Here is an 18616-nt window from a genome sequence, read left to right as displayed (position 1 = left end):
GCTTGCACGGCCCACACCCGAACCCTCTCGCGAAAACGGTAGGAACGTCTTCCTACCGTGCGGTTACGGTGGATGCATGACCGCACGGAAGCTGTCGATCTCGGTGCCGCCCGAAGTCGAAGAAGCGATTAAGGCTGCGGCCGCCGAAGAAGGCAAACCGGTCTCCGCCTGCCTGGCAGAAGCTGCTGTCGAGAAGGCGCAAATCGCTCGCCTGCACGCCCAGGGCCGCGCCGCTGCGCGCGAACTGATGGCGGAGTACGAGAGCGAGCACGGCAAGCTCCCCGAGGAGTCGAGGCAGCGCGCCCGGCAGTTCCTCATGGAGACCGGGCTTCTCGACGACGAGCCGTGGTCGACGGTCGGGTAGTGCGCACGATCGTCTACAACACCGGCACCCTGCTGGCCGCCGAGCGCCGCAACCCGGACTTCCTCGCCCTGCACGACGAGCACACCGCCGCACACATCCGCCCCATCGTGCCTGTCGTCGTCCTCGCCCAAGCCTGGAGAGGCGGACCGCAACACCAGATCTCCAGGGTGCTCAAGGGCTGCGACCTCCTCCCCAGCGACCAGCGCACTGGCCGCGCCGCCGGCGTCGCCTGCGGCGCCTCGGGAACCTCCGACGTAGTCGACGCGATCGTCGTCGCCACCGCCGTCCAGCACCAAGCCTCCGTGGTCACCAGCGACCCCGACGACCTGACCCACCTCGCCGACTCCATCGGCGTCAAACTCCGCCTCTTCACCATCTGACCGCCATGGACTGTCAGCACCACGGAGGACGGTGGAGGGGGCTTTGGCCGGCGTCCTGCCCAGGTCAGGCATGACCAATGGGCCGTACGCTGGCTCCGGCGAAGGGACAGGTACTGCCTGCCCGCCATTCCGCACCGCAGCCCCCTGGACTTGCCCGACGCGGGCCCGCCGGTCCGGGTAGGTGAGTAGAGCGCGCTTCGCCGCTCGGCCCGCGCCCGAGCACCCAACTCAGCCATGGGGCGTCCACGCTGAGCCACTCTGCCTGGTGCGACCGTCGGCCTTCTTGGCACGGCCATGCCAACATGTCCCACGGGCGTGAGGAACGCGGAGGCGACGAAGTCGCCGCGACACGCCCATGTTGTTCACCTCTACGAGCCGGGAGAGCACCTCCTACGCCAAGGAGGACAGCAAATGCATGATGGTGGCGTCGGGAACCTACGGTTTACAAGTCCCTCGGGATATGTCCTCTTCTGCCATCAGACTCTTACGTAGAATTTTGTGGCGGGGATGCGGGTTTCAAACTGCGGCTGAACCAGATGGCCTTCCCTATACCGCAGGGAGCCGGTTGCTTCTCGGCTCGTTTGGCCCGCGCCGCCGGACCCTCCGAAGCCGGCGACATCGAGGAGTCGAAGGAATCCATCCCCGCCCGCCGCTTCAGCTGCTCAACCTCCGCCAGCAGCGCCCTGATCAGAGCATCCCGCTCCGCGATCGAGGCCCTCATCTCGTCCAGAGCAGCCGACAGCTCCTCACGGCTGAGCTCCTGAGGTCGGGACACGAGCTCAAATTACGACGACCCATCCCAAGATCCATTCATTGAGCAGAACCCGGAGCGTTCACCCCAAACCCTTTCTTTTGGTCCGAAAGGGCAAGGCAGATGATGCCAGGCTACGGCGCTCCTCAATCGCGGCACACCAACCTCCCCTACCCTCGGAAGAAACGAGGAAGAGCCCTCTCTACTGACGAACGAGCGAAAGCGCTAGAAGCGTATCAAGGGTGGCATGCGCAGGCGCCGTGAGAGTGGAGAAGAAGGCCCAAGCTGTCATGACCCGCCGGCACCGCATTGAGGTCGCCACCAAGGTGACGCGATGCGAGACTCTTGTAGCCTCTTTTCGTGAGCACACTTTGCTCAGCAATGGAGTCGCGCCCGCGCCTTGAACTCGCCGTCAGTCAGAAGGACATTCTTGTCGCGGTCGGACAGGTACTCCTGGATCAAAATTCTGTCGAGCGGAATATCCTTCTTCACCTTGGTCGTGAAATCAACAGGGCTGAGCATGGCATTAGTTTTCGAGGAATAGGCGGCAACTCTATACTTCACCCCGTCCTCGAACTTCAGGCTTCCTTCCCGGAGAGACCACCCGGCGGGTATCTCCTCCAAGTTCAGGGAGGCGCTGCCGCCGGTCAGCGACGGCGCCTTTATGTCCGCCTGGTCCTGCAGTTCGCCAGCAGTGTCGTAACGGTAGACCCGCACGCCGTCCGGGGCGCTCCCGCACCAGGACGCCACCATCGCGAGTTGCCCGTCGACAGTCACGGTGACCCCGGTCGCGCCCATCTGCGCCGGACTGCCGTAGCCACAGGCCACCAGCAGGAAGCTGAGCGTCAGAAAGGTTACGGTCCTCTTCATGCTATGGATCCTCGCGACAGCGTTACGGTATGTCAACAGACGTACCGGCCGTCCTTCAGGCCCGCTGCTATTTCAAAGCGGTTCTTGCACGCGTTGGATCCGGCGGCCGCATAGAGAATGGGGAAGGTGAACCAGTATCCGGTTTGATTGGCATAGTAGTACCACTGGTCGCGATGAATCTTCTCGTGCTTGGCAAGATTCTCGTCGATTTCCTTTGACCATAGCCTGGTGACGAATACACCGGCGATCGTATAACCGCTACGCTCCTTCGGGATATACTTATCCGGCATCCCCGTACACATCAACATCCCCCGATGTGTGCCGCAATTTCCCCCCACCAAATCAGCCCAGTCCATGACGGCGCGTTCTACGTCCCTGAGGTTGCTATTGGCGAACATGGCGGCAACTATGTTACTGGGTACGTAAGGGTAGAGCTTACGGAAGGCTTTTTCTCCGATCTCGATCGCCTTGGCACCAAGATCTTTGATGAATCCGACGGCAGCACCTACCCCCTTCTGCATGCTGTTGAATACACCCTCGAGCCATTCGGGGACTCCTGCCTTTTTCGCCGCCGAATAATTCCCCGCAGCCGGGCCGGACGCTATGTATTGGTCGAGGTCGCCAGCCGCCAGCATTGCCATTCCTGCAAGGATCTGATATTCCTCAGCCGACTTGAGGTAAGGCACGTAGAGCTCCAGGAAGTATTCTTGTGCTTCCTTCGACATCTTCCAATAAGGCACGCCCTTCTCGACTGGTCTGCCGTTATGCATGACCTTCCAGCCCAATCTCTTGAGCTCATCGTCGCCGAACCAGTATTTCTTCTCCGTCTCTAACTCGATGTACCGGGCCCAACTGGGGTCAACGATGGCAGCGGCGCAGCCCCAGATGTCGCAGGCGATGGCACCGCCTGAGTAGTTGCCGATGGAGCCGCAACTGCCGATGCACAGTCCGCTTCCTGGGCGTGTGGCCTGGACGATGCCGTGCTGGGCGTAGTAGTCGATGGCTGTTTGGTTGTCGATGCCTGGGGTGTAGGGGGAGTTCCAGGTGCCGCCGATGGCGTCGCCGGAGATGACGGTGGAGTGCCCGGTGGGGTCGGTGCCCGTGAGAGGTGAGGCGTTGGCGTAGGTGTAGCGGTTGGCTTGGACGGATGGGTTGGGGGTAAGGGTGGCGGTGTCTCGGCTGGTGAAGGCCCCGGTGCCGGGCTGGTACCAGCGGGCGTGCATGTTGACCTTGCCGGTGTCCGGGTCGGTGTATTCGCTCTGGTAGCCGAGGGTGGTCTTGACGCCGGTTTGGGCAGTGACGGTGCCGAACGGGTCGTACGCGGTGGTGGTGGCCAGCGCGCTGGTGCTGTAGGTGGCGACCAAGTCGCCGTGCAGGTCGGTCAGCGTGGCCAGGGCGGGGTTGGTGCCCTCTTGCTGGCCGAGGAGCGCGCCTCCTGCGTTGCGACCGTACTTGGCCTGGACCGCGCCGCCACTGTCAGTGATGGCGGCCATGTCGTTGCTCAGTCCTGCGTAGGCGAAATTCTGCTTGACCGCCCCCTTGATACGCGAGCTGACGCGGTCGAGGGCGTCGTAGCTGTAGAGGCTGTCGCCGTCGGCGATGAGCCGGTCGAAGGCGTCAAAGGTGAGCTGGGTGGTGACGCCGGCCTTGGTCTGGGTGGCCAAGGTGCCGCGTGGAGTGTAGGTGTAGTCGGTGCCGTCGCCTGACGTTAGGCGGTTGCGTTCGTCGTAGGTGTAGGTCTTGGTGCCGGCCTTGGTGCGGTTTCCGGACTTGTCCCACTCGTACGCGGTGGTGGCGCCGCCCGGGGCGGTCCAGGACGTTAAGCGTCCGGCGTGGTCGTAGCCGTAGGTGTTGGTGCCCGCCCCGGCCAATCCTGCGGTGGTTTTGGTGGTGAGGTTGTCGTCCTTGTCCCAGCCGTAGGTGATCTTCGCGAGCTGGGTGCCGGTGCTGGTGCCCTTGCGCAGGGTCTGGGTTTCCGGCCGGTTCAGCTTGTCGTAGGTGAAGATCTGGGTGTCGACGGTGGTGGTGCCGGTGGTGGCGGTCAGCGAGGCCAGGTTGTTCTTGTCGTAGCCGTAGGTGATCTTCCGGCCGGTGACTGGGTCGGTGGCGGTGGCCGGGCGGTTGTTCTTGTCCCAGGTGAACGTGGCCGTTCCGGCAGCGTCGACTCGTTGGGTGGGATTGCCGAGTTCGTCGTAGCTGTAGCCGGTCTGCTGGGTGGTGCCGCGCTTGATGGACAGGGGCAGGCTGCGGTCGTTGTAGTCGACGCCCAGGTCGCCTATCGCCGTCTGCCGACCGGCCAGGTCATAGCCGAAAATGCGCTCAGCGCTGGCCGCTCCTCCTCCGGCGCCTGCCTCTTTGGTGAGGCGGCCCAGGTGGTCGAAGGTGCGGTCGATGCGTACTCCGCCCGGCTGTAGTTCCGCGGCTGGGTTGCCTGCCTGGTCGTAGATGGCGGTCCAGGTACGGTCGGCGGCGTTCGGGTGGGCGGTGGTGGCGGGTTCGGTGACCGTTTCGGCCAGGGCGAGGGTGTTGTAGGTGGTCCAGGTGGTGTTGCCGCGGCCGTCGGTCAGGCGGGTGCGGGCGCCGGTGGCGTCGTAGCCGAAGCTGGTGGTTATCGAGTCGGTGGCCGAGATCGGCTCGATCAATGAGGTGACGCGGTTGAGCGCGTCGAAGGTCTGCTTGGTGGTGTGGCCTTCTCCGGAGGTGGAGCTGGTCTGGTTGCCGGCCGGGTCGTAGCCGGCGCTGGTGGTGCGCAGCACGGCATCGGGCGTAGTCGGGTCCAGGTCCTTCGCACCGGTCTGGCGGCCGGCCAGGTCGTATTCGGCGGTGGTGACGTTGCCGCGCGCGTCGGTGGTCTTGACCAGGCGGCCGGCCAGGTCGTAGTCCAGGGTGGTCTTGTTGGTCATCGGGTCGGTCTGGGTCTTGACCGAGCCGTCGGCGTTGACCGTGTAGTTGGTGGTCTTGCTGTTCGGCCCGGGCGCGACCGTCTTGATCAGGAAACCCGCTTCGTCATAGGCCAGCGTGGTGGTGTAGGCGGCCGTGGTGGGTTTGCGTTCGATCTGGGTCTGGGTGATCTGTCGGCCGAGGTCGTCGTAGGTGGCCTCGGTGCGGGCGCCGGTCGGGTCTACGGTCGCCTTCTTCGCGCCATCCATGTAGTACTCGATGATCGACCGGCCGGGCGTCTGTCCGTCGGGGGCCGGGTCGGTGATGCGGACCTGGCGGCCGAGCTTGTCGTACTCGAAGGTGGTGACGTAGCCGCGCGGGTCCGTTGTGGAGATCAACTGCCCGGCCAGGTCGTAGCCATGCGAGGTGGTCGGGGTGACTGCCGTGCCACCCGGCGGGGTGTAGCTAGGGGCGCTCTGGCTGGTCACCCGCCCGGCCTTGTCGAAGACCGAGGTGATGGTGCGGCCCTCGGCGTCAGTCTCGTGTGTCTTGGCGCCGAGCGTGTCATAGCCGATGTGTGCCGTGGGATGGGCGTCACTGGCCGTGCCGGCCTTGTCCACCTTCACCTGCGGGGCGGTCAACTCGATCAGGCGGTCCAGCGCGTCGTAGCGCATGGTGGAGGTGAAGTCCGCCGCGTTGGCGCCGGTCACGTTGCCGCGCGGGTCGGTGGTGGCGGTGGCCAGGCCGCGGTCGTCGTAGGCGGTGGTGGAGATCAGATCCTGGTCGCCGTTCTCGACCGTGGTCTTGGTGACCTGGTTGACCTTGTTGTACGCGTACTCGGTCACCTCGGCCCGGCTGGATCCGGCGCCGGTACGGGTGGTCTTGAGCACGTTGCCGTTGGCGTCATAAACGTACGCCGTCTTGCGGACCAGGTCGGCGGGATCGAAGGTCCGCGAGGTCAGCCGACCGGCGGCGTCATAGACAGATTCGGTGGTGATCGCCTTGGAGCCGCCAGTGACCAGCGCCACCTCATTGCCCGCGTCATCGTAGCTATGGTCTTCCAGCACCACATTCTGCCTAGCGGCGTTCGGATCGTTCAGCCTGACTTGGTCGGCGATCTTCTGGTCTAGCAGGTTGTCATTGAAGTATTTGAACGTAGTCTTGCGAAGCATCGCGCCGACCTGCGACTCCAGCCGGCCGCCAGCATCGTAGGTGAACGACTCCAGCACCTCATCCTTGGCAGGCTGCGGGTCGACCGGACTGCCAGTCCAACCCTTCAGCGTGCGCGAGGCCAGTTCACCGCGCTCGCTGTAGCCATAGTCGATCACAGCACCCCGGGCGTCGGTCACCGTAGCCAGTTTGCCGATGGTGTTCCAGGTCTGCCGGACTACGCCGCCGCCCGGGTCGGTGATTGTCTCCACACGACCCTGAGCGTCGTAGGTGTAGACGGTGGCCCGCTCGGCGTCACCGCCGGTCAGGTCGGCAATCGTCTCGCTCAGAGGGTTGCCGTCCGGGTTGTAGGCGTATGTGGTGCGCTTGGTGTGCGTAACCCCGGAGACCTCGTTCTTCACGCCGGGCTCGGTCTGCGTCAATGGACGGCCCAGCCCGTCGTACGTGAAGGTGGTCTTCACCCCGTCCGGGTTCGCCTGCGAGACCTTGGACTTCTCGCGTACGCGACCGGCAACGTCGTAGGTCAGCTTGGTCAGCAGGCCAGCGGGATCGGTCTGCTCGGCCAGGTCACCCGCCGCGGTGTAGCGATAGGTCCAGGTGTTTCCCCGCGCATCCGTTTGTGAGGCGATCAAGCCGGCCGGGGCGGTGCCGCCGCCGATGGCAGTCTCACTGCCATCGGTGTACGCGACGCTGGTCGAACGGCCGTTGGGGAAGTCCGGTGTAGCCGGGGACGTCTCCTTGAGCTGCTCACCGTACTGGTTGTACTCCAACTTGGTGGCGTAGGTGTTGCTGTCGGCATCGGCCGAACGCGCATCGCGGTAGACCAGCATCTGGTCATTGCGCGGGTCGAACTCGTCATTTTCGTTGAAGTAATAGCTGGCATAAGCGGTCTGGCAGCTGGACGTCGTACGGCAGGACTTACCCTCGATCGGGTTGCCGCGTTTGTCATTCGATCGCTGGAAGACATTGCCATTGCCGTCGGTCATCTTCGCCAGGAAGCCGCCGGTGTCGTATTCGTAGCTGGTCTTGGCACCGCGTTGATCTTGCACGTAGACCAGCCGATCACCACGACCGGCGTCATAGCTGTACTTCAGCGACCCATTGCGCGGGTCGGTCACCGCGATCGTGGTTTCGTCCTCCAGCCAGTCGATCTCGGACTCGCCGATCTGCCAGGTGCCGCCTTGCCGGTCCATATGCGTCTTGAGCCGGTCGGTGGCCTGGTCGTAGGTGTTCTTCGCCCAGATCCGGCCCGACGGCAGCGTGGTCTGCGTCAGCTTGTTGGCCGCCTTGGTCCGGGCCGCCCAGTGCGCGGAGATCTCCGCGTCGGTCAGCGGCTTGTCATAGACGGCGAACTCGTCGATCGACCCCTTGAACGCGAATGCGCCCGAGGCCGTCTGCCCGCCCGGGATGTCCGACCAGGAACTGCCACGATCACCACTACCGACATAGGCATACTCGCGATGCTCCTCATACATCTCGCCGCTCACCTGGCCGACGGCCTGCCCGTCCAGGTACAGCTTCTGCTGCTGGCCGGACACGGTCAGCACCGCGTGATGCCACTGGTTGTCGTTGACCGGCGCGGCGGAAGTGATCGGCGCGTACACGTAACTGCCGGAGCTGTTCCTGATCTCACCCAGTTGGCCGCGCAGCTTTCCGTCGACACCCACGTACAGGACCGGCATGGTGGCGCCGTACTCATAGCCGAACTGGCCGGCGGAGAAGATGATGCCGTTCTGCGAGGTCTTAAACCAACCCTCGACTGACACCTGATCACGCGCCCGCGACAGCGTGTTGAACGGCAGTTCCATCTTGGACTTGGTGAACCCGACCGCCGTGTCCGTGCTGCCCTCCAGCGCGCCCGGCTGCCCCACCGTCACGTCGTAGTACACGCCGGTCCCGCCGCTGCTCCCCAAATTCTCGGCGCCCTCATACTCGCCATCGCCCAGCCGCCAATACCCCACCGGCTCCGAATCCAGCACGATGCTGCGATAACGCGACCCGTCCGCATAGCTGTAGCTGGTGCAGTTCGGCGCCGCCACCGGCGCGCACACGGTGGACAGATTGTCACGGACATAGGTATACGACCATGTCAACGCCTGGCCGTCGACCGGATCGGTGGACACCGTCGCCACCCGCGGCCCGTTCCAGGTGAAATGCAGCGTCCGACCGCCCGCGCCGGTGATCTTGCTGAAGGTGCCATCGCTTCCGTACGTCAGCGTCTGACTGCGCCCCCGCCGATCGGCGATCTTCGTCAGCCGACCCGCCGCATCGAAGGTGTTGGTGTTCGAGGATGTGTCCATCAACCGCCAGCCGCCACCCGCCACATCGGCCAGCGCGTCATGCATCCCGGGCGGCGGCTGATAGGTGCCGTCGCCCCGGTTGGCGAACCGCACCCGCCGCCCGTTCGGATAGGTGACCAGCAGCCCGATCACCGTCGTACCCGACCGCTCCGCGACGACCTTCATGTCCCACTGCGTCGACCAGCCCGCACCGAAGATGCCGTCCGTACGCGCATCCAGGCTGTTGTAGGTGCGCACCACCGACAACGGCGGCCCTGCCACCGCCACCTTCGCGTCCACGAAACTGGAGGTGTAGTTGCCCACGATCGGCGCGAACTCCTGGCCTTCGCCTGCCCGTTCCCCCAGATGCGGGCTGGTCAACGGCTGCCGCGCCCCGGTCGTCACCAGCATCTCGTCGCTATTGGCCGTTCTGCCACTGTCCAGGTCGCGCACCCTCGCCGACCACTTGTACTCCTTACCCCACTCAAGCTTGCCCGCCGGAACCCGCCAGGAATGCACCCACCCCAAAGCACCGGACTCCACACACGTCGGCGTCGGAGCAGGCGGGAAGGGGGGAATCGGAGCGGGCTCCTCAGGAATGTCACAGATCTTGAACGAGACACTCAAACCCTTGTCGTTGACCGACCCCACACCGATCTTCGTGTACTCCAGCACCAGCAGCGGCGTCGCGCTCACCAGCGACCCGGTCTCCGGATAGGTGTCATCGATCAGCGGCCAGGTATCCCCCGACGTCTGCTGATCCGCCAGCTCCGCACGCCGCACGCCCGCTGGAAGATCCGATGTCACCGCGTCCCGCTGCGCCGTAGGACGCACCTCCAACGGCAAAGCACCCCGCACACCCTTGTCTTTCCCCCCGGGTGAAGCCCCGTCAGCGGCCTGGCGGACGGCAGACGAGGCCACCGAGCTCGGCACACGGCCTGCCGAACCCATCATCTGCTTGGGCGTTACCGGCATCGCCTGCGAATCCACTGTCTCGCTGATCACCTGCGCCTGTGCGGCAACCGGGACAGCGGTGAGAGATAACAGGCTCGGCAGCAAGGTGACAAGGACGACCGCAATCCCGATACGAACCCATGACAACAACCGGCGCATAGCCGTCACACTCCGAACCACGCGGGGCGCCTCGAGGCGCCGGACGAAGCTCCACCCACCCGGTACGAACCCGAAGGTTCGTGACCCATGCGGCTCGGAGCAAGATTGCCAAACGGGCAAAGCGTAAGCTGCTCATAAAACGGACACAAGATCGATTTTTGCGATCAAGAGTCACGGAATGCGACTTACCGCATGATCAGGCGTGTCTGATGACATGTATGAGCATGAAGGTCGAAGGAGTGATAGATCTCTCAGGTTCGCTGGGCAGAAAGGCGTTTAGGAGAGGCCAATGGCAAGTTCAGGCCATAATCGGCCTGCCGAACAACGCCCCTGGATCGCTCGCCTAGGTACGCCAGAGCTTCGGTCCCTCGGGAGCCCTCTCCGTCTCTTGAAGGCGCGCTGGGGCGCCGCGTCGCTGCGGATCGCGGCATCCCTTGGCATTGATCATGAGGAGCAGTCGTACAGGCCGTCCTGGCCGGTCACGGCCTCGCAGTTGGCCTGGACCCACGTGGTGACCTCGCTGTTGCCCCTGCCAGGGCCGCCTCGGTCGTCGCCGAACCGCTCGTTCGCCCGAACCGGCCGTCCGCGCCCTGCCCGTCCTGAGCCCGGACGTACTGGTTGTTCTAGCTCTGGCCGTCTTGGCGGTCCTGGCCGTTCGGTGGGGTCATAGGGGGCTGGCCGTTCTGGCCGGAGCACATCATGCCACGGAAGCCGCCTCGGGGTCCGAAGCCTGCGCCGCCCGACGGTCCTGCCGTCGAGTTCGAGCCGTTGACCTGGGGCTGGAGAGGCGTGACCGCGTACGCAGCCGGTCCGGCGAGCCCGGCGATCACTGCCGCCGCCAGCCCGATCGCGGCCAGCCGGACCGCGACCTCGCGACGGAACATCGCCAGGACCAGCCCCACCACCGCAACAACGGTCGCGGCGAGCACCACCCAGGCCAGCCACGGTACGAAGTCGGGCGTACGGCGCAGCACCGTGAACGACCACGCACTCGCGGGGGCTAGTCGGTGCCGAGGATGCGCAGACCGTGGTGGGCCTTGAAGTCCTCGTAGTCCTTGAGGTTGAGCGTGGCCAGCGGCAGGTCGTAGGTGAGGTAACAGGCGGCGATCCACATGTCGTTGATCGGGCGGGGGCGTCCACGCTGGATGCCGGCGGCCGACAGCCGGCCCCACATCGCCGCGACCGGCTCGTCACCGGGCAGGATCGGGATACCAGAGAACCAGTCGGCGAGCTCCTGGCGGCTGCGGGTGCCCCAGCGGCGGATCTCGGCCTACTTGGTCAGCTCGCCGAAGGTCACGAAAGTGATCAGCGGCTTACGGCCGATCAGGCGGGTGGCCAACGGGCCGGCGAGTTTGCGCTTGTGAATCGCGAGGCGACGTCGGTGTCGAAGATGACAGGTTGCACGGCGACGGTTCAGGCTACGTCGCGATGGCGCTCAGCGTAGGTGAAGGCCAGGAACTCCTCCAGTTCCTCGTCCGACTCGAAAGTGTCGGCGGCCAGGTCGTCCACGGAGCGGATCGGCTGGGTGTTCTTGGCCGCGAGCAACTCCTCGACTGACAAGCGGGGCCTGATCGGCGGATAGGCGGGGTGGTCCGCTTCGGGTGTGCTCATGAGGACCTCCTCCGGAGCGCCGCTAGCTGGCAGAACTCAGCATACGATGCCCAGCCCTCGTCGATACTGGGCTTTCACTCTTCGTTTCTTTTATCGCCGCCATGCTCGCATTCGGTCCGTTTGGCGTGCGACGCCGTATTGCTGTTCGAGCTCCGCTGTTTGAAGGCCGTTCTGGGGCGCCGCGTCGCCATTGATCGCGGCGCCCCTTGCCTCGGATCATGCGGTGCAGTCGTACAGTCCGTCCTGGCCGGTCACGGCCCTGCAGTTGGCCTGGACCCAGGTGGTGACCTCGTTGTTGCCCCTCCCAGGGCCACCCCGGTCGTCGCCGCCGGCCAGTACGTAGCGGAGCTTGCCGGACGCCACCAGTTCCTTGAGGCGGGTGACGGTCATGGCGGGGTCGCTGCCGGTGAAGCCGCCCATGGCCATGACCGGCTTGCCGGTGGACAGGATGATCGACGACGCCTGCATGGCGCTGCTTACCGCGACGAGCCACTCGGCCTTGCCCTGGTTGGCCTCCAGGTAGGAGATCATCGAGCTGCTGACACCGCCGCCTCCGCCGAAACCGCCCATTCGTCCGAACCGGCCGTCCGCGCCCTGCCCGTCCTGAGCCCGGCCGTACTGGCCGTTCTGTGCATCCTGCCCGTTCTGGCCCTGACCGTCCTGGCCGTTCGGTGGGGTCATGAAAGCCTGACCGTTCTCACCGGAGCGCATCATGCCGCGGAAGCCGCCTCCAGGGCCGAAGCCCATCCCGCCCGTGGACGGTCCCGCTGTCGGGTTCGAGCCGTTGACCTGCGACCCCAAAGGCGACACCGCGTACGCGGCCGGTCCGGCGAGCCCGGCGACCACTGCCGCCGCCAGCCCGATCGCGACCAGCCGGACCGCGATCTTGCGACGGAACTTGGCCAGGAGCAGCCCCACCACCGCCACAACGGTCGCGGCGAGCACCATCCAGGCCAGCCACGGCACGAAGTCCGGCGTACGGCGCAGCACCATAAACGACCAGGCGCCCGTGATGGCGATGCCTAGGGGCAGGACCCACGCCCACACCCGCGAGTGCCGGTACGCGTCCCACATGGCCAGTCCGCCGAAAGCGGTGACGGCGGCGACGGCGGGTGCCATGGCGGTCGTGTAGTACGGGTGGAAGGTGCCGCTGGCGAAGCTGAACACCATGAAGTGAACGACGAACCACCCACCCCAAACCAGCCACGCGGCGAGGCTCGCTCCGGGCTGAGCAGCAGTACCCGAAGCGCCGGCGAATATCGGCGAGGCACTGACCCCGGACGCGGCACCACCCTTAGGCGCGGCGCCAACTTCGGACACGGTGACAACTTCGGACACGGCGCCAACCTTGGGCGTGACCAGGCCGACCCAAGGCGTGGTCGTCTCAGGCTTGGCGACGCCGCTCGCGTCCGCAGCGCCCCCAGACCTAGCGGCGGCGCTGGTGTCCGTGCCGGCCCCAGGCAGGGCAGTGAGCTTGGCGCGCCGCCACCGAGCGGTCAGCGCGAAGATCAGGGCCAGCCCGCAGAACGGCAGCAGCCACGAGATCTGGCCTGCCATCGTCTCGTTGAACAGCCGGTCCGCCCCCGCAGCCCCACCGAACGAGGCGCCACCTCCACCGCCGCCCCCGGGACCGCCACCGCCCTGGCCGAAGATCCGGCCCAGGCCGTTGTAGCCGATGACCAGGTCCCAGACGGTGTTGTCGGTCGAGCCGCCGATGTACGGACGCGAGTCGGCGGGCCACAGGTCGACGATCACCATCCACCAGGCGCTCGACACCACCATCACGGCGCCCGCCGCCAGCAGATGCCCGACACGCTTCACCCACGAGACCCGCGCACAAAGCAGGTACGCCAGCGCGAGGGCGGGCACCACCAGATACGCCTGGAGCATCTTGACGTTGAACGCCAGCCCGACGAACAGCGAGCACACCAGCAGCGAGCCCAGCCGCCCGGTACGCAGCGACTCCAGGCAGAACCAGGCGGCCAGGACGAGCAGCAGCACCAGGATCGTGTCGGGGTTGTTGTCGCGGTTGATCGCCACGGTGATCGGGGTGAGTGTCATGACCACGGCCGCGATCAGGCCCGCCACGTGTGCCTGCCGTACCTCCGAGTGGGCAGACACGACGACGGGGTAGGCCCGTCTGACGGCGGAGAAGACGAGGCCGACGGAGGCCACGCCGGCCAGTGCCTGCGGGATCAGCATGCTCCAGGTCGAGAAGCCGAAGATGCGCGCTGACAGGCCCATCACCCACAGGGCCAGCGGCGGCTTGTCTACCGTGATGTACGAGCTGGAGTCGATCGCGCCGAAGAAGAACGCCTTCCAGCTCTTGGTGCCCGAGAGGATGGCGGCGGAGTAGTACTCGTTGGCGTTGCCGCTCAGTGCCCAGGTGTAGAGGACGAGGGCGACGGCCAGGACGGCCCAGAGGGCGGGCCGGGACCAGCGGGGGTCCTCCGGGGCGCCGCGCCAGATCTGGGCTGGACGGGACATGCGACGGTGACTCGGACGGTCGAGGGTCGTGGTCATGTCGTTCTCCGGCTCGGATGGAAGCCCCGGACGCGCATCGGTCATGACGTTCTCCGGCGCAGACGGAAGATCCGGACTCGCATCGGTCATGACGTGCTCCGGCGAGGGTTGAAGACCCAGACGCGTAGCAGCAGGAAGCGGACCAGCGTGGCCAGCGCGTTGGCCACGACGACCGCGACCAGTTCCGCCCCATGAGAGACGCCGTCCGGCAGCAGCGCCAGCCCGCCGCTGGTCAAGGCCAGCCCCACGAGGAACGCGATCAGGCCCTCGAACTGGTGCCGCATGGCCCCGGCCGACCCCGTCACGCCGAAGGTGAAGCGGCGGTTGGCGGCGGTGTTGGCCACGGCCGTCACCAGCAGCGCGATCGCGTTGGCCGCCAGTACCGGGATCGCCTGCCGCAGCCCCGAGAACAGCAGCAGGTAGGCCAGCGTGCTCACCACGCCCACGACCGCGAACCTGGGCAGCTGCGCCGCCATCCCGCGCGGCAGCCGCGCCTGGGAGACACGGGCGGGCACCGGGATGCGGGCCGCGCCGGACAGCGTCTTGCGGGTCACCCTGACCAGGCCGCGCAGGTCGTCCATGACGGTCTGGAAGACGTCCACCCGGCTGTCGGGGTCGTCCACCCAGTCGACGGGCACCTCGTGGATGCGCAGCCCGTGCCGCTCGGCCAGCAGCAGCAGCTCGGTGTCGAAGAACCACTGCTCGTCCTCGACGGCGGGCAGCAGCGCCTGCGCGATCTCGGTGCGTACGGCCTTGAAGCCGCACTGCGCGTCGGAGAACTTCGCGCCCATGACGGAGTGGAGCAGCAGGTTGTACGAACGGGAGATGAGCTCGCGCTTCGGCCCGCGCACCACCCGCGACGACCTGGCCAGCCGGGTGCCGATGGCCAGGTCGCTGTGGCCCGACAGCAGCGGGGCCACCAGCGGCAGGAACGCGTCGAGGTCGGTGGACAGATCGACGTCCATATAGCTGACGACGTCCGCGTCGCTGTCCGACCACACCTGGCGCAGCGCCCGCCCGCGTCCCTTGCCGTCCAGGTGTACGGCCCGTACGTGCGGCAGTTCGGCGGCCAGTTCCGTGGCCAGCTGCCAGGTGTTGTCCGTGCTGGCGTTGTCGGCGATCGTGATGCGGTAGTCGTAGGGGAAGGTGCCCGAGAGGTAGGCGTGCAGCCGGCCGATGCTGTCGCGCAGGGCCCGCTGCTCGTTGTAGACCGGGACGACCACCTCGACCAGCCGGGTCTTGACTGTTGTGTGCATGCCCCAGATCCCATCGTGGGGGTCTTTAACGGGACTTAGCCGATTATGAGTGAGGGGTGAGATTCCCGGGCAGTTCGACGATCGCGATCGCGCCGCCGCCGGAGGCGTTCTCCAGGCGTACCTTTCCGCCCGCCTCGGCCACGGCCTGCGCGACGATCGCCAGCCCGAGCCCGGAGCCGGGCAGGCCGCGCGCGGCCGGGGAGCGCCAGAAGCGCTCGAAGACGTGCGGCAGGTCCTCTTCGGGGATGCCGGGCCCGTGATCGCGTACGGCCAGCTCGCCCTGTCGCAGGGTCACCTGGACCTCGCCGTCCGGGCTGAACTTGGCGGCGTTGTCGATGAGGTTGAGTACGGCACGTTCCAAGGAGGCGGCGTTGCCGACGACGTACCAGGGCTGGAGGTCGATCGTGACGTCGGCGCCGCGCAGCCTGGCCCGTTCGACGGCGGCGGTGACCACCTGGTGCAGGCCCAGCTCGACGTGCGGTTCGTGGTCGGTGTCGCCTCTGGCCAGCTGGAGCAGGTCGCCGACGAGCGCGGTGAGCTCGGCGAACTGGGCCTTCACGTTGATCAGCAGGCGTTCCTTGGCACCGGGGTCCAGGCTGCGGCCGGTCTGCTCGCTGCGCAGCAGCAGGTCGATGTTGGTACGCAGGGTGGTCAGCGGGGTGCGCAGTTCGTGCCCGGCGTCGGCGACCAGTTGCTGCTGGCGCTCGCGCGAGCCGGCCAGAGCGGTGATCATGCCGTTGAACGCCAGGCTCAGCCGGGCGATCTCGTCGCTGCCCTTGACGGGAATGGGGGTGTCGAGATCCTCTGTCTGGGCGATGTGCTCAACGGCCTTGGTGAGGCGGCCGACGGGTGCCAGAGCCGTACGGGAGATGGCCAGGCCCGCCCATCCGGCACCGAGCACGCCCAGAGCGGCGACGGCCGCCAGCGCGAACGCGGTGTTGCGCAACGTGTCCTGAAGGTGGAACAGCGGCCTGGCCTCCAGGACGGCCACACCCGGCGCGAAGTTCACCGTCACGACACGCACCGGCATGCCGTCCTTGGTAACGCCATAACGGTAGATCGGCTTACCGGGGTGGGGGATGGCCGGCTTGTCCTCCTCAGTCACCACGATCGGCGAGCCCAGCGAGCAGGTGGTACCGGTCCCGTCCAGCAACGTCACCAGGCCGGCGGCGTATTCGGCGGGGGTTCCCTCCGTCGTGCAATGCTCCCTCAACCATCTCTGGTCGTTCTTGCCCTCGGGGTCCATGATCGTCTGGTCGAGCTGACGGACCATCTGCTCGCGCACGATGAACCACGACAGTCCGGCGCAGGCCGCGATGGCCAGGGCCACGGCGACCGTGACAAGAAGGGTGAGCCGGGAGCGCAGGCTGTAGCGCCTCACGGCGCGGCCCGTAGGGTGTAGCCGACGCCGCGGACGGTGTGGATCACCCGCGGCTCGCCGCCGGCCTCGGTCTTGCGCCGCAGGTACATCACGTACACGTCGAGCGAGTTGGATGTCGGCTCGAAGTCGAACCCCCACACCTCGCCCAGGATCTGCTCGCGGGTCAGCACCTGGCGCGGGTGCGTAAGGAACAGCTCCATCAGTAGGTATTCGGTCCTGGTCAGGTCCAGCCGCCGCTCGCCCCTGGTGACCTCGCGGGTGTCGGGGTCCATGCGCAGGTCGCCGTAGGTCAGCGTGGCCTCCGGGACGGCGGAGTTGAGCGCGCCCCGCCGCAGCAGGGCGCGGACCCTGGCCAGCAGTTCGTCCAGCTCGAACGGCTTGACCAGGTAGTCGTCGGCGCCCGCGTCGAGCCCGGAGACCCGGTCGCCGACCGCGTCGCGCGCGGTCAGCATGAGCACGGGGATGTGGTTGCCCGTGGCCCTGAGCCGGCGGCAGGCGGTCAGCCCGTCGAGGCGCGGCATCATGACGTCGAGCAGCACCGCGTCGTACGTCTCGCGCGCCACCTGGTCCAGCGCGGCCTGCCCGTCGTTGGCGGTGACGACCTTGTAGCCCTCGAACTCCAGGCTCGACTGCAGCGCCTCGCGCAACGCGGGCTCGTCGTCCACCACCAGCAACCGTGCGGGCTCACTCATAATCTTTACGCTAAGGCCCCATCATGAGAACGCCATGAACTGTTCCGGGGCTGTTTCATGAGTGCTAGAGCAGCTACCACGTGACGGGCATGGCGTTCGCCCCGAAGATGACCTGACTGTACTTGAACGACACCTCCTCCTCGTCCACCGCGAGTCGCAGCGACGGGATCCGCTCGAACAGCGTCCGGTAGGCGATCTCCAGCTCGGCCCTGGCCAGGTTCTGGCCCAGGCACTGGTGCACGCCGTAGCCGAAGGCGACGTGGTGGCGGGCGCCGCGGTCGATGTCGAACTCGTCCGGCCGCTCGAAGGCCCGCTCGTCCCGGTTCGCCGAGGCGCCGAGCACGAAGATGCCCTCGCCCTTCCTGACGAGCTGCCCGCCGATCTCCTGGTCCTCGACGGCCACCCGGTCGAAGGCCACCCAGTCGACGATCGACAGGTAGCGCAGCAGTTCCTCGACCGCCATCGGCCACAGTCCCGGGTCCTCGCGCAGCCTGGCCAGCTGGTCAGGGTGGCGCAGCAGGGTGAGGGCGCCGAGCGGGATCATGTTGGCGGTGGTCTCGTGGCCCGCGATGAGCAGCAGCGAGATCATGCCGACGATCTCGTCGTGGCTCACCTCTCCCGCCGCGATCAGCCGTCCGAGCAGGTCGTCCTTGGGCTGTTTCTCGGCCTCGGTGACGAGATCGTCGAGGTAGCTCTTGATCTCCAGGATCGCGGCGACGCTCGTCTGCGGGTCGTCGCTCGACACCATCGTGCGGGTACGCGACTGGAAGAACTCGTGGTCGGCGTACGGCACGCCGAGCAGCTGGCAGATGACCAGCGACGGCAGCGCCAGCCCGAAGTCGGCGACCAGCTCGGCCTCCGGCCCCTTGGCGAGCATGTCGTCGATGAGCAGGTCGGCGGTCCGCTGGATGCCGGGCCGCATCTCCTTGACGCGCCTGACGGTGAACTCGGGGATGAGCAGCCGCCTGTATCGGCCGTGCTCCGGTGGGTCCATGTCGATGAACTGGCCGACCCTGAAGCGTTCCAGGGCCTCGCGCTGCTCCGGAGTGGGCTCTTCGGCGGTGAAGGCGCTGTTCGGGTGGCCGGGGGTGGCCGGGCTGGTGCTGATGCCTTGGCCGTTCAGCACCTGCCTGGCTTCGGCGTACCTGGTGACCAGCCAGACGTCGCCGTTGGGCAGCGACGCTCGCATGAGCGGTGCCTCCTCGCGCATCCGCTCGTACTCGGGCGGCGGCGCGTACGGGCAGGTGCGCGGGACAGGGAAGGAGGGGGTGCGAACTATTGGCTGTTGAGCGTACATGAGGGCCTTTCTCCTTGCGTTTCGATCTTCGTGTGAACATGACGGGATG

At 66.5% G+C, this 18616-nt stretch carries 13 protein-coding genes; 2 read left to right on the top strand and 11 right to left on the bottom strand.

All coding sequences use genetic code 11. The features are described 5' to 3' along the window. Positions 1–76: 76 nt before the first annotated feature. Both AB0H88_RS09795 and AB0H88_RS09790 read left to right on the top strand, forming a co-directional pair. Entirely contained in the window at positions 77–364 is a 288-nt protein-coding gene (locus AB0H88_RS09795; RefSeq protein WP_357642884.1) for a hypothetical protein, read from the top strand. Then, positions 364–744: a hypothetical protein gene (locus AB0H88_RS09790; protein WP_357642883.1), complete on the top strand. Its 381-nt coding sequence runs from the start codon at positions 364–366 to the stop codon at positions 742–744. The genes AB0H88_RS09795 and AB0H88_RS09790 overlap by 1 nt, the downstream gene beginning before the upstream one ends. A gap of 484 nt (positions 745–1228) precedes the next feature. Here AB0H88_RS09790 and AB0H88_RS09785 read toward each other — a convergent pair whose 3' ends face one another. The 11 genes from AB0H88_RS09785 to AB0H88_RS09735 form a co-directional block, all read right to left on the bottom strand. Continuing rightward, positions 1229–1465: a DUF6444 domain-containing protein gene (locus AB0H88_RS09785; protein WP_357643155.1), complete on the bottom strand. Its 237-nt coding sequence runs from the start codon at positions 1463–1465 to the stop codon at positions 1229–1231. Positions 1466–1870: 405 nt separating this feature from the next. Then, positions 1871–2365, bottom strand: a complete 495-nt coding sequence (locus tag AB0H88_RS09780; RefSeq protein WP_357642882.1) for a hypothetical protein — start codon at positions 2363–2365, stop codon at positions 1871–1873. Positions 2366–2397: 32 nt separating this feature from the next. Next, complete coding sequence (locus AB0H88_RS09775; RefSeq protein WP_357642881.1) at positions 2398–9807, bottom strand: RHS repeat-associated core domain-containing protein; 7410 nt, start codon at positions 9805–9807, stop codon at positions 2398–2400. A 623-nt stretch (positions 9808–10430) separates the two neighbouring features. Then, complete coding sequence (locus AB0H88_RS09770; RefSeq protein WP_357642880.1) at positions 10431–10781, bottom strand: hypothetical protein; 351 nt, start codon at positions 10779–10781, stop codon at positions 10431–10433. A 26-nt stretch (positions 10782–10807) separates the two neighbouring features. After that, positions 10808–10981 (bottom strand): hypothetical protein, encoded by a 174-nt coding sequence (locus AB0H88_RS09765; RefSeq protein ID WP_357642879.1) that lies wholly within the window; start codon positions 10979–10981, stop codon positions 10808–10810. A gap of 239 nt (positions 10982–11220) precedes the next feature. Further along, the gene (locus AB0H88_RS09760; protein ID WP_357642878.1) at positions 11221–11418 is read right to left on the bottom strand and encodes a hypothetical protein; all 198 of its coding nucleotides are present in this window, start codon (positions 11416–11418) and stop codon (positions 11221–11223) included. A gap of 216 nt (positions 11419–11634) precedes the next feature. Beyond that, positions 11635–13941, bottom strand: a complete 2307-nt coding sequence (locus tag AB0H88_RS09755) for a glycosyltransferase family 39 protein (RefSeq protein WP_357642877.1) — start codon at positions 13939–13941, stop codon at positions 11635–11637. Between the two features lie 86 nt (positions 13942–14027). Continuing rightward, on the bottom strand, positions 14028–15197 hold the full coding sequence (locus tag AB0H88_RS09750) for a bifunctional glycosyltransferase family 2/GtrA family protein (protein ID WP_357642876.1): 1170 nt from the start codon (positions 15195–15197) through the stop codon (positions 14028–14030). Between the two features lie 43 nt (positions 15198–15240). Next, a complete protein-coding gene (locus tag AB0H88_RS09745) occupies positions 15241–16578 on the bottom strand; it encodes a HAMP domain-containing sensor histidine kinase (RefSeq protein ID WP_357642875.1) in 1338 nt (445 codons plus the stop codon). Beyond that, positions 16575–17270, bottom strand: a complete 696-nt coding sequence (locus AB0H88_RS09740; protein ID WP_357642874.1) for a response regulator transcription factor — start codon at positions 17268–17270, stop codon at positions 16575–16577. Before AB0H88_RS09740 ends, AB0H88_RS09745 begins: the two co-directional genes overlap by 4 nt. A gap of 73 nt (positions 17271–17343) precedes the next feature. Continuing rightward, positions 17344–18567: a cytochrome P450 gene (locus AB0H88_RS09735; protein ID WP_357642873.1), complete on the bottom strand. Its 1224-nt coding sequence runs from the start codon at positions 18565–18567 to the stop codon at positions 17344–17346. Between the last annotated feature and the right edge of the window lie 49 nt (positions 18568–18616).

The organism is Nonomuraea sp. NPDC050680, from assembly GCF_040654555.1.
Classification (GTDB): Bacteria; Actinomycetota; Actinomycetes; order Streptosporangiales; family Streptosporangiaceae; genus Nonomuraea.
This window is presented reverse-complemented; position numbering and strand designations above follow the sequence as displayed.

Excerpts from the sequence above, each read along its gene's own strand:
- AB0H88_RS09795 (WP_357642884.1), top strand. The coding sequence starts at position 77 with ATGACCGCACGGAAGCTGTCGATCTCGGTGCCGCCCGAAGTCGAAGAA.
- AB0H88_RS09785 (WP_357643155.1), bottom strand. The coding sequence starts at position 1,465 with ATGAGGGCCTCGATCGCGGAGCGGGATGCTCTGATCAGGGCGCTGCTG.
- AB0H88_RS09780 (WP_357642882.1), bottom strand. The coding sequence starts at position 2,365 with ATGAAGAGGACCGTAACCTTTCTGACGCTCAGCTTCCTGCTGGTGGCC.
- AB0H88_RS09775 (WP_357642881.1), bottom strand. The coding sequence starts at position 9,807 with ATGCGCCGGTTGTTGTCATGGGTTCGTATCGGGATTGCGGTCGTCCTT.
- AB0H88_RS09765 (WP_357642879.1), bottom strand. The coding sequence starts at position 10,981 with ATGTGGGGCCGGCTGTCGGCCGCCGGCATCCAGCGTGGACGCCCCCGC.
- AB0H88_RS09760 (WP_357642878.1), bottom strand. The coding sequence starts at position 11,418 with ATGAGCACACCCGAAGCGGACCACCCCGCCTATCCGCCGATCAGGCCC.
- AB0H88_RS09755 (WP_357642877.1), bottom strand. The coding sequence starts at position 13,941 with ATGACCACGACCCTCGACCGTCCGAGTCACCGTCGCATGTCCCGTCCA.
- AB0H88_RS09750 (WP_357642876.1), bottom strand. The coding sequence starts at position 15,197 with ATGCACACAACAGTCAAGACCCGGCTGGTCGAGGTGGTCGTCCCGGTC.
- AB0H88_RS09740 (WP_357642874.1), bottom strand. The coding sequence starts at position 17,270 with ATGAGTGAGCCCGCACGGTTGCTGGTGGTGGACGACGAGCCCGCGTTG.
- AB0H88_RS09735 (WP_357642873.1), bottom strand. The coding sequence starts at position 18,567 with ATGTACGCTCAACAGCCAATAGTTCGCACCCCCTCCTTCCCTGTCCCG.